Annotated in this window: 12 protein-coding genes; 7 read left to right on the top strand and 5 right to left on the bottom strand. The window is 74.7% G+C overall.

Annotation, left to right across the window (positions count from 1 at the left end; genetic code table 11):
• Window positions 1-53: 53 nt before the first annotated feature.
• Window positions 54-2,657 (top strand): CHAT domain-containing protein, encoded by a 2,604-nt coding sequence (locus tag IEZ20_RS25565; protein WP_189302794.1) that lies wholly within the window; start codon window positions 54-56, stop codon window positions 2,655-2,657.
• A 9-nt stretch (window positions 2,658-2,666) separates the two neighbouring features.
• On the opposite strand, the gene IEZ20_RS25570 is transcribed toward IEZ20_RS25565, so the two are convergent.
• A complete protein-coding gene (locus tag IEZ20_RS25570; RefSeq protein ID WP_189302796.1) occupies window positions 2,667-4,391 on the bottom strand; it encodes a LuxR family transcriptional regulator AbsR2 in 1,725 nt (574 codons plus the stop codon).
• A 94-nt stretch (window positions 4,392-4,485) separates the two neighbouring features.
• Here IEZ20_RS25570 and absR1 point away from each other — a divergent pair, with 94 nt between their 5' ends.
• Entirely contained in the window at window positions 4,486-5,571 is a 1,086-nt protein-coding gene (gene absR1, locus IEZ20_RS25575) for a beta-glucuronidase AbsR1 (protein ID WP_189302797.1), read from the top strand.
• A gap of 117 nt (window positions 5,572-5,688) precedes the next feature.
• On the opposite strand, the gene IEZ20_RS25580 is transcribed toward absR1, so the two are convergent.
• A complete protein-coding gene (locus tag IEZ20_RS25580; protein ID WP_189302799.1) occupies window positions 5,689-6,579 on the bottom strand; it encodes a sulfurtransferase in 891 nt (296 codons plus the stop codon).
• 391 nt (window positions 6,580-6,970) lie between these two features.
• On the opposite strand from IEZ20_RS25580, the gene IEZ20_RS25585 reads away from it, so the two are divergent.
• The 5 genes from IEZ20_RS25585 to IEZ20_RS25605 all read left to right on the top strand — a co-directional run bounded on the left by IEZ20_RS25585 (window position 6,971) and on the right by IEZ20_RS25605 (window position 11,688).
• Window positions 6,971-7,891, top strand: coding sequence for an ABC transporter substrate-binding protein (locus tag IEZ20_RS25585; protein ID WP_189302801.1), 921 nt, complete (start codon window positions 6,971-6,973; stop codon window positions 7,889-7,891).
• A gap of 134 nt (window positions 7,892-8,025) precedes the next feature.
• Window positions 8,026-9,057, top strand: a complete 1,032-nt coding sequence (locus tag IEZ20_RS25590) for an ABC transporter substrate-binding protein (RefSeq protein WP_189302803.1) — start codon at window positions 8,026-8,028, stop codon at window positions 9,055-9,057.
• Complete coding sequence (locus IEZ20_RS25595) at window positions 9,054-9,824, top strand: ABC transporter permease (protein WP_189302805.1); 771 nt, start codon at window positions 9,054-9,056, stop codon at window positions 9,822-9,824. Before IEZ20_RS25590 ends, IEZ20_RS25595 begins: the two co-directional genes overlap by 4 nt.
• A complete protein-coding gene (locus IEZ20_RS25600; protein ID WP_189302807.1) occupies window positions 9,821-10,600 on the top strand; it encodes an ABC transporter ATP-binding protein in 780 nt (259 codons plus the stop codon). Before IEZ20_RS25595 ends, IEZ20_RS25600 begins: the two co-directional genes overlap by 4 nt.
• Window positions 10,597-11,688: a phosphotransferase enzyme family protein gene (locus tag IEZ20_RS25605; protein ID WP_189302809.1), complete on the top strand. Its 1,092-nt coding sequence runs from the start codon at window positions 10,597-10,599 to the stop codon at window positions 11,686-11,688. The genes IEZ20_RS25600 and IEZ20_RS25605 overlap by 4 nt, the downstream gene beginning before the upstream one ends.
• On the opposite strand, the gene IEZ20_RS25610 is transcribed toward IEZ20_RS25605, so the two are convergent.
• The 3 genes from IEZ20_RS25610 to IEZ20_RS25620 form a co-directional block, all read right to left on the bottom strand.
• Complete coding sequence (locus tag IEZ20_RS25610) at window positions 11,654-12,478, bottom strand: TauD/TfdA dioxygenase family protein (RefSeq protein WP_229896269.1); 825 nt, start codon at window positions 12,476-12,478, stop codon at window positions 11,654-11,656. The two genes, IEZ20_RS25605 and IEZ20_RS25610, sit on opposite strands and share 35 nt — an antisense overlap.
• A gap of 433 nt (window positions 12,479-12,911) precedes the next feature.
• Entirely contained in the window at window positions 12,912-14,300 is a 1,389-nt protein-coding gene (locus IEZ20_RS25615; protein ID WP_189302813.1) for an NtaA/DmoA family FMN-dependent monooxygenase, read from the bottom strand.
• Between the two features lie 26 nt (window positions 14,301-14,326).
• Window positions 14,327-15,529: an LLM class flavin-dependent oxidoreductase gene (locus IEZ20_RS25620; protein WP_189302815.1), complete on the bottom strand. Its 1,203-nt coding sequence runs from the start codon at window positions 15,527-15,529 to the stop codon at window positions 14,327-14,329.
• Window positions 15,530-15,643 lie beyond the last annotated feature (114 nt).

The following is a 15,643-nucleotide window of genomic DNA, read 5'->3' on the forward strand; positions in this document are numbered from 1 at the left end:
AGTGAGAGTCGCGGGACCACCGTCTGATACAGCAGGCCACTACCATGCGAGACGTGACAGCGGGAAGCGAGTCGGTTCTCGAACTGCTGCCCTTGGTGTTCGCCGACCCCGGCGAGGCCCGGGCGCGCGCCGAACAGGTCCTGGGAGCCGGTCCGTCGCCGCTGCACGCCAGCGTGGCCCACCAGGTGCTGGGCATCTGGCAGCGGGACTTCGGCGACCTGCGGATCGCGCTCCGGCATCTGCGGCGGGCCCGGGACCTGGCCGCGCGCGCCGAGTCGGCCGACCGCGAGGCCGACGTCCTGGCGACGCTGGGGGTCGCACTGGTGCACGCGGGGCGCACGCGGCAGGGGCTCGCGTCCTTCGAGCGCGGCGTCGCCCGCGGCGGCGGGCACACCCGGGCCCGGGTGCTGTACCGGCGGGCGTACGTGTGGTGGGTGCTGGGGCACCACCGGGAGGCCCTGGAGGACGTACGGCGGGCCCTTCCCGTCCTCAGGCAGGCCGCCGACGGCATCTGGACCGCGCGGGCACTGACCCTGCGGGCCACCGTGCACCTGGCGCTGGGCGCGGTGGAGCGGGCCGTCGCGGACTTCACGGCGGCGGAGCGGCTGTGGGACACCACCGGCCAGGAGCACGACAAGGCGGACGCGGTGGAGAGCCGGGGTCTCGCCGCGTTCCGGTCCGGGGACATCCCGGCGGCGCTGCGGCTGCTGGACGAGGCCGAGGAGCGCTACGCCAAGCTGGGCACCCCGACGTACAACCTGTCGATCCGGCGCTGCGAGGTGCTGATGGCGGCCGGGCTCGCCCCGGAGGCGCTGGTCGAGGCGGACGCGGCGATCGCGCTGCTGGACCGGATCGGCGGGCAGTCCACGCGCAAGGCCGAGCTGCTGCTCGCCGCCTCGTGGGCGGCCCGCTCGGCGGGCGACGCGCACACCGCCATAGCCCGTGCCGCCGTCGCCGTACGGCTGTTCGCGGCGCAGCGCCGGACGTGGTGGGAGACGCACGCCCGGCTGGTGCTGCTGGAGGCGCGGGTGGCGGCCGGGCGCCGGTCGGGGCGGATGGTCGCGGACGCGGCGGCGGTCGCCGAGCGGCTGGCGTCCTTCGGCTCGCCCGCCGCACCCCAGGCCTCGCTGGTCGCGGGCCGGATCGCGCTGGCGCTGGGCTGGACGGCGGACGCGGAGCGGCACCTGGCGGTGGCCGCGCGCAGTCGGCACGGGGGTCCGCCGCCCGCCCGGATGACGGGCTGGGCGGCGCAGGCGCTGCGGGCGCGGGCGGCCGGTTCCCGGCGCGGTGTGCTGGAGGCGTGCCGGCGCGGCCTGGACGTGCTGGACGACCACCGCATGACGCTCGGCGCCTCCGAGCTGCGCGCCCACGTGACCGCCCAGGGCGCCGAACTGGCGGCGCTGGCCCAGGAGGTGACCCTCGCCCAGGGCAGTCCGCGGCGGCTGCTGGAGTGGAGCGAGCGGTGGCGGGCGACCGTGCTGTCCACACCCCCGACCCGGCCGCCGGAGGATCCGGCCCTGCTGAGCGGGCTGACCGCCTACCGGGAGATCGCGGCCCGCGCGGAGGCCGCCCGGATGGGGGGCCGCCCGGTGCCGGCGCTGGAGCGCGAGAAGCGGCGCCTGGAGCGGGAGATCCGCTCCCGCACCCGCCACATGGGCGGGGCCGCCGCCGACGCGGGCGACCGGTTCGACGTGGGCCGGCTGCTGGACCGGCTCGGTGCCGGACGGCTGGTCGAACTCGCCGTGGTGGACGGCCGGGTGCACGTCCTGCTGTGCGGGCAGGGCCGGGTACGGCGGTTCGCCGGCGGGTCGCTGGCGGAGGCGGTGGCCGAGGCCGAGCATGTGCAGGCCGGGCTGCGGCGGCTCGCGCACCCGGGGGCCGAGACACGGCTGCCGCTGGTGGAGGCCGCGGGCCGGCGCCTGCAGGAACTCCTGCTGGCCGGGGCGGTGCCGCATCTCGGCTCGGGTGAGGTGGTGATCGTGCCGCCGGGGTCGCTGCACCGGGTGCCGTGGGCGCTGCTGCCCGCGCTGCGGGAGCGGGTGCTCAGCGTGTCGCCGTCGGCGGGCAGCTGGCTGCGCGCCCGCGAGACCCCGGCGCCGCCGGACGGCCCGCCGGTGCTGGTGCGCGGCCCCGGCCTGGCGACGGGCGGCGCGGAGGTCCCCGAACTGGCGGACCGGTACGGCGCGGCGACGGTCCTGGAGGGCGAGGCCGCCCAGGTGCCGCGGGTGCTGGCGGAACTCGACGGGGCGGGGCTCGCCCACCTCGCGGCGCACGGCACGTTCCGCGCCGACAGTCCGCTGTTCTCGGCCCTCCGGATGGCCGACGGCCCGCTGATCGTCCACGACTTCGAGCGCCTGGCCCGCAGCCCGTACCGGATCATCCTCTCCAGCTGCGACACCGCCCGTCTCGCCTCGGTCGGCGCCGACGAACTCCTCGGTGTGGTCACCGCGTTGCTGCCGCTGGGCACGGCCGGGGTGGTGGCGAGCAGCGCACCGGTCAACGACGCGGCGGTGGTCCCGCTGATGCTGGCCCTGCACAAGGGCCTCGGCGCGGGCCTGTCCCTGGCCGAGTCCCTCCGGGACGCCCGCGCGGCCCTGCCGGGCGACGCGGTGCACCAGGCGACGGGGTGGGCGTTCGCGGCCTTCGGAGCGGCGTGAGGGTGTCTTCTATGCCGTCTCCCTCTCGGGCGTGTCCACCAGCCAGGGCAGCGCCCCTCGGTCCCCCGTGCCCAGCCGGGTGTAGGCGCTGTAGAGATGGTTCCCCACGGTCCGCACGGACAGCGTCAGCTTCTCGGCGATCTCCCGGTTGCTCAGCCCCGCCGCCGCCAGTTCCACGATCTGCCGCTGGCGGACGGTGAGTTCACCGAGCACCAGCCCGGCCAGCGCCTGCGTACGCGCACCCTGGCAGCGGCGGGCCAGAGCGGTGGCGCGGGTGCGGGAGAGCCGCGCGGCCCGCGGATCCCGGTGCGCCCGTGCGGCCTGCGCGTGCGCCTCCGCCGCGTACAGCGCGAACCCCCGCTCCGCCAGCGCCTCCGCGGCCCGGTCCAGCGCGGCCCCGTCCGCGCGCGCGAGCGCGTCCGCGTGCCGCGCGAACACGCTCCCGGCCGGCAGCCGCCCCACGGCCCGCCCGGGCTCGCCGAGGCGGACGGCCTCGTAGAGCGCGAGGACGCCGTCCGGGTCGGCCCCTTCGCCCGGCCGCCCGTCGGCCCACTCCAGTTCACGCCGGCAGCCCGTGTCCCCCGGTGCCTCCCGCAGCCCCTCCCGTGCCCAGGCCGCCGCCTCCCGCACCTCACCGCGCAGGCGTGCGAAGCGGGCGCGGACCTCGGCGTACCGGGCCGGCAGCGGACCGCCCTCCGCGAGCAGCCAGTCCCCCACCGGTGTGGGTACCGGCCGGACGTCGAGCCGGTCCATCCGCCGGGCCAGGCGGTGCTGTTCGTCGGCCAGCGCGGGGCCGTGGGCGAAGGGCGCGCGGGCCAGCCGCCGGGCGCGCAGCCGGCCCGCCGCGGCACGCAGCGCGGGCCCGTGCAGGGGGTGGGCGAGGGTGACGCCCCCTTGCTCGTCGACGTCGATCAGGGCGTCCGCCTCCAGGCGTTCGAGGGCGTCCAGGTCCAGCTCGTCCGCCGGCAGCGGCAGCGGTTCGGCGAAGGCGAGGCGTTCCAGGACGTCCCGTTCGCCGGGCCCGGTCCGCTCCAGGGCGGGGGCGAGCCGCTCGCGGACGGCCGGGGTGACGGGCAGCGGGCCCCGCCAGGCCCGCTCGCCGGTGCCCGGGACGGGCGTCAGCCGGCCGGAGCCGGTGAGCGCGGTCACCAGGTCGCGCAGCAGTCGCAGATCGCCCCGGCACGCCTCGTGCAGCCGGCGCACGGTGAGCGGTTCCAGGCCGGCCCCGGCGAGGAGGCGGGCGGTGTCCTCGCGGGACAGCGGGTCGAGGGCCAGGCGGGGCAGCAGCTCCCCGGTCCACAGCCGGGACACCGCGCCCGGCGCGGGCGTACCGTCCGCCGCGGCCACGATCAGGCGGGTGCGGCCCTGCACGGCCAGCTGGTGGACCAGGGCGGCGGAGGTCTCGTCCAGCAGCTGGGCGTCGTCCACGACGAGGAGCCGTACGCCGGACAGCGCGCGGACCGCGCGGTGCAGCGAGACGGTGTCTGGGAGCAGGTGCGCGAAGGCCGCGAGGGGCAGATCGCGGGCCTCGGGCGTGCCGGTCACCCGGGCGTGGTCCGTGCCCCGGACCGCCTCCGTGATCAGCCGGGTCTTGCCGCGGCCGGCCGGGCCGGTCACCACGATGCCGGGCCGGCCGGCGCTCAGCGCGCCGCGCACCAGCTCCAGTTCGTCCGCGCGGCCGGTGAACGGCCACGGCAGCTCCAGGGTCTTCGCGTTCTGTCCGTAAGTCCTCACATCAGACAGAGCGCGCGTACTCAGGTTTGATACAGGGCGACTTGAGTAGCCCCCGACTCAGGCGTGCGGGCGGGGCGGGCGGCACTCTGGCCGCATGACCCGACGCCTCTGCTCGCTTCCGCGGCAGCCGGCCCCGTCGTTCGCACCGGGGCTGACCGCCGAGCGGCTGGGCGCGCTGCTCGCCGGGCGGCGGATGTGGGTCAACGGCACGGTGCTGCACTACTGCTTCCTGGACGCCCCCGACGACGCCTCGGTCATCCCGGTCCCCGGGACCGGGGAGCTGCGCCGGGTGCCGTGGGCGGGCGGCGAGGAGCAGCGGGACGTGGTCCGCGAGTGCCTGCGCGAGTGGCAGGACCTCGGCATCGGCGTCACCTTCGCCGAGGTCGGCGACCGCCACGAGGCGGAGCTGCGGATCGGGTTCCAGGCGGGTGCCGGGTCCTGGTCGGCGGTGGGCCGGGACGCGTTGTCGGTCGGCCGGGGCGAGCGCACCATGAACCTCGGCTGGGACGTCACCGCGCCCGGGGAGCGCGGGACCGTCCTGCACCAGATCGGGCACGCGCTCGGGATGGTGCACGAGCACCAGAGTCCGTTCGCCGGGCTGCACTGGGACGACGAGGCCGTGTACACCGAGCTGGCGGGCCCGCCGAACTTCTGGAGCCGGGAGACGACGTACACGAACGTGCTGCGCCCGCTGGACGCCTGCGAGGCGGGGGGCTCGGTGTGGGACCCGCAGTCGGTCATGACGCTGCCGTTCGGGCCGGGGCTGGTGCTGGAGCCGGAGCAGTACCGCGGGGGGCTGCGTCCGTCCGGCACCCCCTCCCCGGCGGACAAGGAGTTCGTGCTCCGCTGGTACCCGCCCGCCGCGCCCTCCGGGCCGGCCGCGCTGGTGCCGTTCCGGTCCGCTCCGCTCGGTCTGGGGCCGGGCGGGCAGGCCGACTTCGCCGTCGAGCCGCCGGAGACCCGCGCGTACACCGTGGGCGCCTTCGGCGACGCCGACACCGTGCTGGTGGTCTTCGAGGAGCGGGACGGGGAGCCGCGCTTCCTCGCGGGCCACGACGACGGCGGCAGGCCGGACACCGCCGCCGTCCGGGTCCGGCTCGTCAAGGGCCGCCGCTACGTCGTCCGGGTCCGCCTGTACTCCACGTGGGGGTCGGGGGAGACAGCGGTCATGTGCTGGTGACAGCACACGGACGGCGGGGAGCCACAGTCCGGCGCCGGGGGAACGGGCGTGGACGTCACCTACGGGGGAGGTGACGTCCACGCCCACGCCGTCGGCTCCGGGCCCGTGCCCGAGCCCTCAGCGCCCCGGCTCCAGTGGCCGGGCCGGGTCCTTGGACCACTCCTCCAGTGAGCCGTCGTAGAGGGAGACGTCCTCGCGGCCCAGGACGGTGAGGGCGAGGGCGGTGCCCGCTGCCGAGATGCCGCCGCCGCAGTAGAGGACGAGGGGCGAGCCGGCGCCGGTGAGGGCCGCGTCCGCGACGGTGGTCAGGTCGGGGCGGGGCAGCAGGCGGCCGGTGTCGTCCAGCAGGCTCCGGCCGGGCAGGCTGCGGCTGGCCGGGATGCGGCCGCGCCGGCTGTAGCGGGTGGGGGCCGAGCCGTCGTACCCGCCGGGCGGGAGCGCGCAGACGAGGGTGCCGGGCCGGTCACCCGCGCTGATCGCGGCCACCTCCTCGACACCGGTCCACAGTTCGGGGCGCGGAACCGGCGTCACCGGGACCGCGGCGGGCGGCGCGGCGGGCGGCGCGGCGGTGTCGCCGGAGGCGAGCCGGTGCCCGGCCGCCTCCCAGGCGTGCAGACCGCCGTCGAGCACGGCCGCCGGTACGGAGATCGCGCGCAGCATCCACCACAGCCGCGCGGCCCAAATCCCGCCGCCGGTGTCGTAGGCGACGACCTCGCTGCCCTCCCCCACGCCCAGCCGGGCGAGCGCGGCGGCCAGCGCGTCCGGGGCCGGCACGGCGAAGTGGTAGGGCGCGCCGGGGTCTGCGAGGTCCTCGGTGAGGTCGGCGTGCCGGGAGCCGGGGAGGTGGCGCTCGGCCCAGCCGGGGCGGCCGCTCGCGCAGCGGTGGTCGCCGTCGTACCGGGGCGAGGGAAGCACCGCGGTGGCGTCCAGGACGACCAGCCGGGGGTCGTCCAGGTGGTCCGCGAGCCAGGCGGTGTCGACGAGGGGGCCGGGCAGCAGGGAGGTCATGCCTGCCGATCGTACGCCCGTGAGCTGGGCGTCTCGTTTCTCGGGCAGGCGGATCCCATATCCCGGACGCGGCTTGCGCAGGGCCGGGCAGCTGCCGTTATGGTTTCGGCCATCTACGCGGGAGCCCCTCCCCGAACGGGCTGAGAGGGCGTCTGGGATCCGCGCCGCCGACAGGGCGGGCGTGTGATCCCCATGGGGACGCCGACCGCACCAACCGCGCCGCACGGCGCCCCGCGTAGGAGTTCACGTGTCCGCAGCAGCAGTCGAGTCGACGCCTCCGGTGGTCAGCACCCCGGCGCCCTCCTGTTGTCGCCGTACACGCTGACCTCCCTCCTCGCTTCCTGATTCCTCCCAGGCGTCGTCACGCCTGCGTACCTCGCGGAGTACCCTCATGCCGCACCTGCGGGTCATGCTCGACTATTTCCACCCCTGGCCCAATTCCGCCGGTCTGTACGTCGCCCGCGCCCGCCGCTGGTACGCGGACGCCGGGCTGGACGTCGAACTGGTGGTACAGGACCCGGGCCGAGGGGACACCCTGGAGTACCTGGCCCGGGGCGAAGTGGACTTCGGGATCTTCCCGCCGAACCGGCTGCTCGCCCGCCGGGCCTCGCTCGGGCAGCCGCTGGTCGCGGTCGCCGCGGTCAACCACCGCGGCCTGGAGGCGATCCAGACCACCACGTCCACCGGCATCACCCGCCCCCGCGACCTCGCCGGCCGCCGGATCGCCTACAACCCGACCCCGCGCGGCCGGGCCATGGTCCGCCACCTGGTCGCGGCCGACGGCGGTGACCCGGACGCGGTCGTCACCGTGGACGCGGGCACCCGTGAACTGACGGTCGACGACATCGAGGCGGGCGAGGCGGACGCCACCTTCGGCACCTACTGGTCCTGGGACGCGTTGCGCGGCGACCTGCCGGAGGAACGACGGCTGACGTGGCCGGTGGACGAGATCGGCGCTCCCCGCTACCACAGCTACCTGCTCGGCACGAGCGAGCGCACCTTGCACCAACGGCCGGACCTGGTCAGGGAGTTCCTGACGCTCACCGGCCGGGGCTACGGTGCCGCCGCCCAGGAGCCCGACCGCACCCTGGAGTCGCTGGAGACCGTCATCCCGTACTTCCCCCGGCCCCTGATCGCCCGTTCCCTGGGTCTGATCGCGCCCACCTGGACCGACTCGGACGGCCGCTGGGGCGTGATCGACGAGACCCGTATGGGCCCGTACGCCCGCTGGCTGGCCGAGCACGGCGCGCTCGCGCACGACCGGGACTGGTCGGCGTCGTTCACCAACTCCCTGCTGGGAGTGCCCGCGTGAGCCGCACGCCCGATCAGGCGGGGGCGCTCACCCGGCGTCTCGCCGTCGACTTCAAGCGGGTGGACAGCGCGCTGTGTCGGGCCTGACCGCCCACACCGCCGCCCGACTCACCACCGCACGAAGGAACCCCCGGCATGTCCCGCCGCACCACACTGCCCGCACTGGCCGTCACGGCGCTCCTGGCCCTCACGACCGGCTGCTCCGCCGGCTCCACGGCCGCCGCCCACGAGGGCACCACCACCGTCACGCTCGCCCTGGACTGGACCCCGAACACCAACCACACCGGCATCTACGTCGCCCAGCAGAAGGGCTGGTTCAAGGACGCCGGAATCGATCTGAAGATCGTCCCCTACGGCTCGACCGCGCCCGAGACCCTCGTCGCCAACCACAAGGCCGACTTCGGCATCTCCTACCAGGAGGGCGTCACCACCGCGCGCGCCGCCGGCCAGGACATCACCTCCGTCTACGCGGTCACGCAGAGGACGAACGTCACCGTCGCCGTGCGCGCCGACCGCTCCGACATCGGCTCCCCCAAGGACCTGGACGGCAAGACGTACGCCGGTTTCGGCGCGCCCTACGAGAAACCGCTGCTGGAGAGGGTGATCAGGAACGCGGGCGGCAAGGGCGGGTTCCGGCAGGTGTCCCTCAACACCTCGGCGTACGCGGCGCTGTACGCGGGCAAGGCCGACTTCGCGATGCCGATGCCGACCTGGGAGGGCCTGGAGGCGAAACTCGTCGGCAAGCCGCTGAAGGACTTCCGGTTGTCCGACTACGGCTTCCCCGCGATCTACTCGACCCTCGTCGCGTCCTCGGACCGGTTCCTGCACCAGCACCCCGCCCTGGCACGGGCGTTCCTCGCCGCCGTCGACAGGGGCTACCGGTACGCCGCCGGCCATCCGGACCGGGCGGCCGGCCTTCTCGTCGCCGCCAACAGGAGCGTCCTCACCAACACCAGGCTGGTGAAGGAGAGCGAGCGGTTGCTGGCGAAGGAGTACTACAAGGGCGCCGACGGCACGATCGGCACCCAGAGCGCGGCCCGCTGGAAGGCGTTCGCCGACTTCGAGTACCGGGCGGGTCTGCTGACCGACGCCAACGGCCGGAAGCTGACGAAGGCGCCGGACACCACGTCGTTCTTCACCAACGCCTACCTCCCGGACGCCAAGTGAGGTCCGCGCTGCGGTCGTTGTGGCCGCCGCTGCTGGTGCTCGCCGCCGTCGTCGCCGGATGGCAGCTGTACGTCACGGTCGCGGGGGTCGATCCGACGACCCTGCCCTCCCCCGCACGGGTCGTGACCCAGGGCTGGGCCAACCGCCGGGACCTGTGGGACCAGACCCTGCCCACCCTCGAGGAGACCCTGCTCGGGTTCGCGCTGTCCTTCGCGGCGGCCTGGCTGATCGCGGTGGTCCTGGACTTCTCCGCCGCCGCCCGGCGGGGCCTGTATCCACTGCTCGTCGCCTCGCAGACGATCCCGGTCGTGGCCGTGGCCCCGCTGCTGATCATCTGGTTCGGGTTCGGGCTGCTGCCGAAGATGCTGGTGGTGACGTTGACGACGTTCTTCCCGCTGGCCGCCAACCTGGCCGCCGGATTCGCGGCCACCGACCGTGAGGCGATGCGGCTGCTGCGCTCCCTCGGCGCGGGCCGGTGGCGGGCGTTCCGGCTGGTGCGGGTGCCGAGCGCGATGCCGTACTTCTTCGCCGGGCTGCGGGTGAGCATCACCTACGCCGTCATCGGTGCGGTCTTCGCCGAGTACGCGGGTGCCGAGGCGGGGCTCGGGATCTACATGCAGGCGCAGAAGAGCGCGTTCCGCACGGACCTGGTGTTCGCGGCGGTGGCGGTCACGGCCGGCTTGAGCATCGCGCTGTTCGGGGCGACCCACCTGCTCCAGCGGCTGGTGCTGCCCTGGCAGCGGGTGTCGGGGGAGGAGCAGCGGTGACCGCTCTGCGCATCGAGGGCGTCTCGAAGTCCTACGGCTCGCTCGACGTTCTGCGGGATCTGGAACTCTCCGTGCGAGAGGGTGAGTTCGCGGCGGTGATCGGTCCGAGCGGCAGCGGCAAGAGCACCTTGTTCAACCTCGTCTCCGGTCTGGACCGGCCCACCGGCGGCCGGGTCCTGGTCGAGGGCGAGCCGGCCGGCGTGACGTCCGGGAAGGTCGCCTACATGCCGCAGAAGGACCTGCTGTTCCCGTGGCGGACGGTACTCGACAACACGACGCTCGGCCTGGAGGCCCAGGGCGTGCGCAGGAAGCGGGCGCGGGCACAGGCCGACGCCCTGTTCGCGGAGTTCGGCCTGGACGGGTTCCAGCGGGCCTACCCGGCCCAGCTCAGCGGCGGCATGCGGCAGCGGGCGGCGCTGCTGCGCACCGTGGTGCTGGGGCGGCCGGTGCTGCTGCTGGACGAGCCGTTCGGCGCGCTGGACTCCCTCACCCGGGCCGAGATGCAGCTGTGGCTGGCCGGCATGTGGCGGCGCCACCGGTGGACCGTCGTCCTGGTCACTCACGACATCCGCGAGGCGGTGCTCCTCGCGGACACCGTGCACGTCCTGTCCCCGCGCCCGGCCACGGTGGTCGACCGGATCGACGTGCGACTGCCGCACGAGGAGCGGGATGTCGCCGCACCGGAGTTCACCGCGGTCGAGCGCCGGATCCTGGACGCGCTGCGCGGTGCCACGGCGGACGCGACGACCGGCAGGACGGAGGTGACGGCGGGGTGAGCACGCATCTGGCCCACGGCCTGGGCACCGACCCGGTCGTACCGGACTGGCCGCCGCTGACCGACGCCGAGGTGACCGGGATCGTCGGCCCGGCCCGGGTGGTGTGGCGCAGCCCGCGCCCGCTGTCGGCGGCGGCCGTGGTGGAGCGGGGCGGACGGCGGCTGTTCGTGAAACGGCACCATGTCTCCGTGCGGACGGCCGGGGGGCTGGCGGAGGAGCACGCGTTCCTGCGCCATCTGCGCGAGCACGGGGCGCCGGTGGTGGAGGTGCTGGCCGCGGTGCGGCGGGGCGAGTGGACGTACGAGGTGCACTCGGCCGGGACCGGCACCGACCTGTACCGGGACGCGCTGTCCTGGTCCCCCTTCCGCTCGCCGGGCCACGCGCGGGCGGCCGGGGCGGCGCTCGCCCGGCTGCACCTGGCGGCCGAGGGGTTCACCGCGCCGCGCCGCCGCGTGCAGCCGCTCGTCGCCTCGTTCACGGTCTTCGCGGCGCCCGGGGACCCGCTGCCCCGCCTGGGCCGGTACGTCACCGAACGCCCCGCGCTCGCGAAGGCGCTGGCCGGGTATCCGTGGCGTGCGGACACACGTCGTGTCCTGCTCCCCCTGCACGCGCGGCTGGCGCCGCACCTGCCGGACCTGGAGCCGCTGTGGACCCACAACGACTGGCACGCCTCCAATCTGCTGTGGGACGCGGCCGGCGAGGTCGCGACCGTCCTGGACTTCGGCATGAGCGACCGCACGACCGCCGTGCACGACCTGGCCACGGCGATCGAACGCAACGCGGTGCAGTGGCTGGAACCGGGCTTCCCGGTGCGGGAGGAGGACGCGTTCGCCCTCCTCGACGGCTACCGGTCCGTACGGCCGCTCACCAAGGCCGAGTCGGCGGCCCTGCCGGAGCTGCTGCCGCTGGTGCACGCCGAGTTCGCGCTCTCCGAGATGGACTACTTCCACGGGGTGACGCGCTCGCCGGAGAACGCCCGCCTGGCGTACGAGTACTACGTCGGGCACGCCGAGTGGTTCAGCGGCGCGGACGGCCGGCGGCTGCTGGACCGGCTCAGTCGGCGGTGCGCAGCGGCTCCACGCCGATGACCTTGCGGTACACGCGGGCGCCGTCGCCGTAGTCGTCCACGGCGTAGTGCCAGGTGGCCTGGTTGTCCCAGAGGACGAAGTCGCCGGGCCGCCAGCCGAAGCGGATCGTGTAGTCCGGTGAGGAGGCGTGCCGCAGGAGGTGGTCGAGCAGGGCGCGGCCCTCCTGCGGGGTGACGCCGGTGAGCCCGAGCGCGGAAGAGCTGAGGAAGAGTCCCTTGCGCCCGGTGAGGGGGTGTTCCAGGACGACGGGGTGCTCGACCGTCGTCTCCCCGATGCCCGTCTTCTTGCTGCCCTGCGCGTAGTTCGCGGGGTTGCCGTCGTACACGGCGTTGACTTCGGCCAGCAGCGCCTTGAACGGCTCGGACAGGTCGTCGTAGGCGGCCTGCAGATCCGCCCACAGGGTGTGTCCGCCCAGTTCGGGCACCTCGTCGTAGGTCAGCGACTCGATGGCGAAGGCCGGGCTGCGCCACAGGCCGCCGATGTGCCAGGTGCTGGCCTTGCCGGTCTGCCGCACGTTGTACGGGTAGACCAGCGCGTGCTCCGGGTGCCGTACGGCGGTGGGGTGGTCGAGGACGTCCGAGAACAGCCGTACGGCCTCCACGTGCTGGTCCGGCGTCAGGTGCTGGTCCCGGAAGACCAGCACCTTGTGGTCGCGGAAGGCCAGGCGCAGCGCGTCGGCGGTGGCCTCGTCGACGGGGCGGGTGAGGTCGACGCCGGTCACCTCCGCGCCGAAGCGCGGTCCGGCGCGGTGGAGGGCGAGGTGCGTCTCATGGCTGGTGACAGTGGTCATGTCCATCTCCTTGGAACGCCGTGCGGACGGCGCCGTGCGGACGGGACACCCCTGGGCGGCCGGTGGGAGGAGCGGCAGCTCGGAACTCCCCGCGGGCCCGGGGTGATGGGGGGGGGTGTCAGGCGTGTCGACAGACCGACGCGCCGGTGCGCGCCAGGTCCACGTGCAGTCTGCGGGACAACGCCGGGGCGGTCACCTCTCCACGGTAGGCGGGTGACCCTGCCCCGGACCAGTCCCCACCGTTGCACTCACATGAACTCTCACCGCGTCCCCGGCCGCCCCGGCCGCCCGGGTCGCCCGGGGCACGATGACGGCATGCTCATCGTTCTCGGTGACTCCCCGGGGCGATCGCTCACGGGCCGCTCCTGCTAGGGGCCCGGAACCCTGGTGACCGGGCGGGGCCGGTGCACGATCAGGGCGGTGGCGCGGTCGTTCAGGACGCCGCCCGCTCGGGCGAGGTGCCGGTTCCGGTGTCCGCGTCGGGGTGGGCCAGGCCCAGGTGGTCGCGGAGGGTCGTGCCCTCGTAGTCGGAGCGGAAGACGCCCTGTTCCTGGAGGAGCGGGACGACCTTGTCGGCGAACGGGTCGAGTCCGCCGGGGGTGATGTGCGGGACGAGGATGAAGCCGTCGGAGGCGTCGGCCTGCACGAAGTCGTTGATGGTCTGCGCGACGGTGGCCGGGGAGCCGACGAAGGTCTGCCGGTTGCCGGTGTTGATGACCAGGTCGCGGATGGACCACTTGTTGGCCTCGGCGAGCTGCCGCCACTCGCGGGCGATGGCGACCGGGTCCCGGTACATCCGCACCTGGGCGCGGCCCCGGGATATGTGCTCCTCGCTCACCACCGGGTCGACGTCGGGCAGCGGGCCGTCCGGGTCGTACGCCGACAGGTCCCGGTTCCAGACGAACTCCAGGTGCTTGATGGCGGTGGCGCCGCTGACCTGCTGCCGGCGGACCTCCCGGGCGAGTTCGGCGGCCTCCTGGTCGGTGTCGCCGAGGACGAAGGTCGCGGCGGGCAGGATCAGGAGCTGGTCGGGGCGGCGGCCGTACCGGGCGAGGCGGGACTTCACGTCCGTGTAGAAGGCCTGGCCCTCCTTCAGCGTGGAGTACCGGCTGAAGATCGCGTCGGCGCTGGAGGCGGCGAACTCGCGGCCCTCCTCCGAGTCGCCCGCCTGGAAGACGACCGGGCGGCCCTGCGGGGAGCGCGGGACGTTGAACCGGCCGTGGATGTCGAAGTGCTGCCCCTGGTGCACGAAGGCGCCGGCCCGGGCGTCCCTGAGGAAGGTGCCGGTGGCCTGGTCGGCGAGGATCTCGTCGCCGCGCCAGGAGTCGAACAGCTCGTGCGCGGTGGCGAGGAACTCCTTGGCGCGGGAGTAGCGCTCCTCCTGCGGCAGGAAGCCGCCGCGCCGGAAGTTCTCGCCGGTGAAGGCGTCCCAGGAGGTGACCACGTTCCACGCGGACCGGCCGTCGGAGAGGTGGTCGAGGCTGGCGAACTGGCGGGCCACCTCGTACGGCTCGTTGAAGGTGGAGTTGATGGTGCCGGTCAGGCCGAGCCGGTCGGTGACGGCGGCCAGCGCGGCCAGCACGGTGAAGGTGTCGGGGCGGCCGACGACGTCCAGGTCGTAGATCTGGCCGCCCTGTTCGCGGAGCCTGAGTCCCTCGGCGAGGAACAGGAAGTCGAACTTGGCGCGTTCGGCGGTCTGCGCGAAGTGGACGAAGGAACTGAACTCGATGTGGCTGCCGGCGGCCGGGTCGCTCCACACGGTGGTGTTGTTGACGCCGGGGAAGTGGGCGGCGAGGTGGATCTGCTTCAGCGGCTTGCTCATGGCGTGCGGTCGTCCTCTCCGGCGTCTCAGGCTGCTGCGTAGCGGTTGGCGGGGCGGGTGAGGCCGAGGAGCCCGCGCAGGGTGCCGGCCTCGTAGACGTCCCGGAAGCGGCGGCGGCGCTGCAGTTCGGGGACCAGGTCCCGGGTGATCCGCGGCAGGTCGTGGCCGGCGACCGCGGGCCGCAGCCGGAATCCGCTCAGCCCTCCGCCCGCCAGCTCCTCCAGCAGGTCGGCGAGCTGGGCTGCCGTGCCGGTGAAGATCCGGGCGTCGCTGGTGTACGGCTCGCCCGCGAGCGTGTCGAGGCGGTCCCGGCGGGCCTCCGCCTCGGCCTGGCTGTCGTCCAGGAGGACGACGAGGTCACCGAAGACGTGCAGGGTCTCCCCGGCGCGGCCCGCCGCCTCCTGCTCGGCGCGGATCTCGGCGACGATCGCCCGGGCGTGGTCCGCGTCCCGTGGGGTGACGTAGCCGATGTCGGCCTGGCGGGCGACCAGCCGGTACGGGACGGTCTGGTGGGCGAGGGCGGTGACGAGCGGCTGGCCCTGCGGCGGGCGGGGCGTGATGGAGGGGCCCCTGACGCTGAAGAAGCGGCCCTCGAAGTCGATGTAGTGCAGCTTGTCCCGGTCGATGAAGCGGCCGGTGGCCGCGTCCCGGATCTCGGCGTCGTCCTCCCAGCTGTCCCAGAGCCGGCGCACCACTTCGACGTGGTCGGCGGCCTCGTCGAACAGCTCCGTGATCGCCTCCTGCGCGTCCGGGCCGTCGAAGCCGTCGAGCCGGGGGACGGTGCGCCGGCCGAAGTGCGCGGCCTCGTCGGGGCGGAAGGTGGTCCGCACGCGCAGGCCCGCGCGTCCGGCGCTGACGTAGTCGAGGGTGGCGATCGCCTTGGAGATGTGGAACGGCTCGGTGTGGGTGGTCACCACGGTCGGCACCAGGCCTATGCGGCGGGTGAGCGGGGCGACGCGGGAGGCGATGAGGACCGCGTCGAGCCGGCCGCGGACCTGGTCGGTGCGCTCGTCGGGCGCGAAGGGGAGGGAGGACTGCGGGCCGAGGCCGTCCTCGATGGTGACGAAGTCGAGCAGGCCCCGTTCGGCCTCGGTGATCAGGTCGGTCCAGTAGCCGGCGGTGAACAGGTCGCGGGGGCGGGCGACCGGCTCGCGCCAGGACGCGGGGTGCCAGCCGGTGCCGTCCAGGGCGACGGCGAGGTGCAGAGGTGCGGGGGAGGTCGAGGACACGTCGGTGCCTTCCTTGATGTCCGTACGTGAACACCGGCTCGCGGTGCCGACGGCGGCCGGGGCGGGCGGCGTCGGCCACGGGCGAGCGCGGCAGGAGGAGACCCGGGCCGGAGG

Origin of the sequence: Streptomyces cinerochromogenes, from assembly GCF_014648635.1 — a bacterium.
In the GTDB taxonomy this organism is placed as follows: Bacteria; Actinomycetota; Actinomycetes; order Streptomycetales; family Streptomycetaceae; genus Streptomyces; species Streptomyces cinerochromogenes.

Bases quoted from the DNA above. Each gene is read 5' to 3' on its own strand.
- absR1 (WP_189302797.1), top strand. From the start codon at position 4,486: ATGACCCGACGCCTCTGCTCGCTTCCGCGGCAGCCGGCCCCGTCGTTC.
- IEZ20_RS25580 (WP_189302799.1), bottom strand. From the start codon at position 6,579: ATGACCTCCCTGCTGCCCGGCCCCCTCGTCGACACCGCCTGGCTCGCG.
- IEZ20_RS25585 (WP_189302801.1), top strand. From the start codon at position 6,971: ATGCCGCACCTGCGGGTCATGCTCGACTATTTCCACCCCTGGCCCAAT.
- IEZ20_RS25590 (WP_189302803.1), top strand. From the start codon at position 8,026: ATGTCCCGCCGCACCACACTGCCCGCACTGGCCGTCACGGCGCTCCTG.
- IEZ20_RS25610 (WP_229896269.1), bottom strand. From the start codon at position 12,478: ATGACCACTGTCACCAGCCATGAGACGCACCTCGCCCTCCACCGCGCC.
- IEZ20_RS25615 (WP_189302813.1), bottom strand. From the start codon at position 14,300: ATGAGCAAGCCGCTGAAGCAGATCCACCTCGCCGCCCACTTCCCCGGC.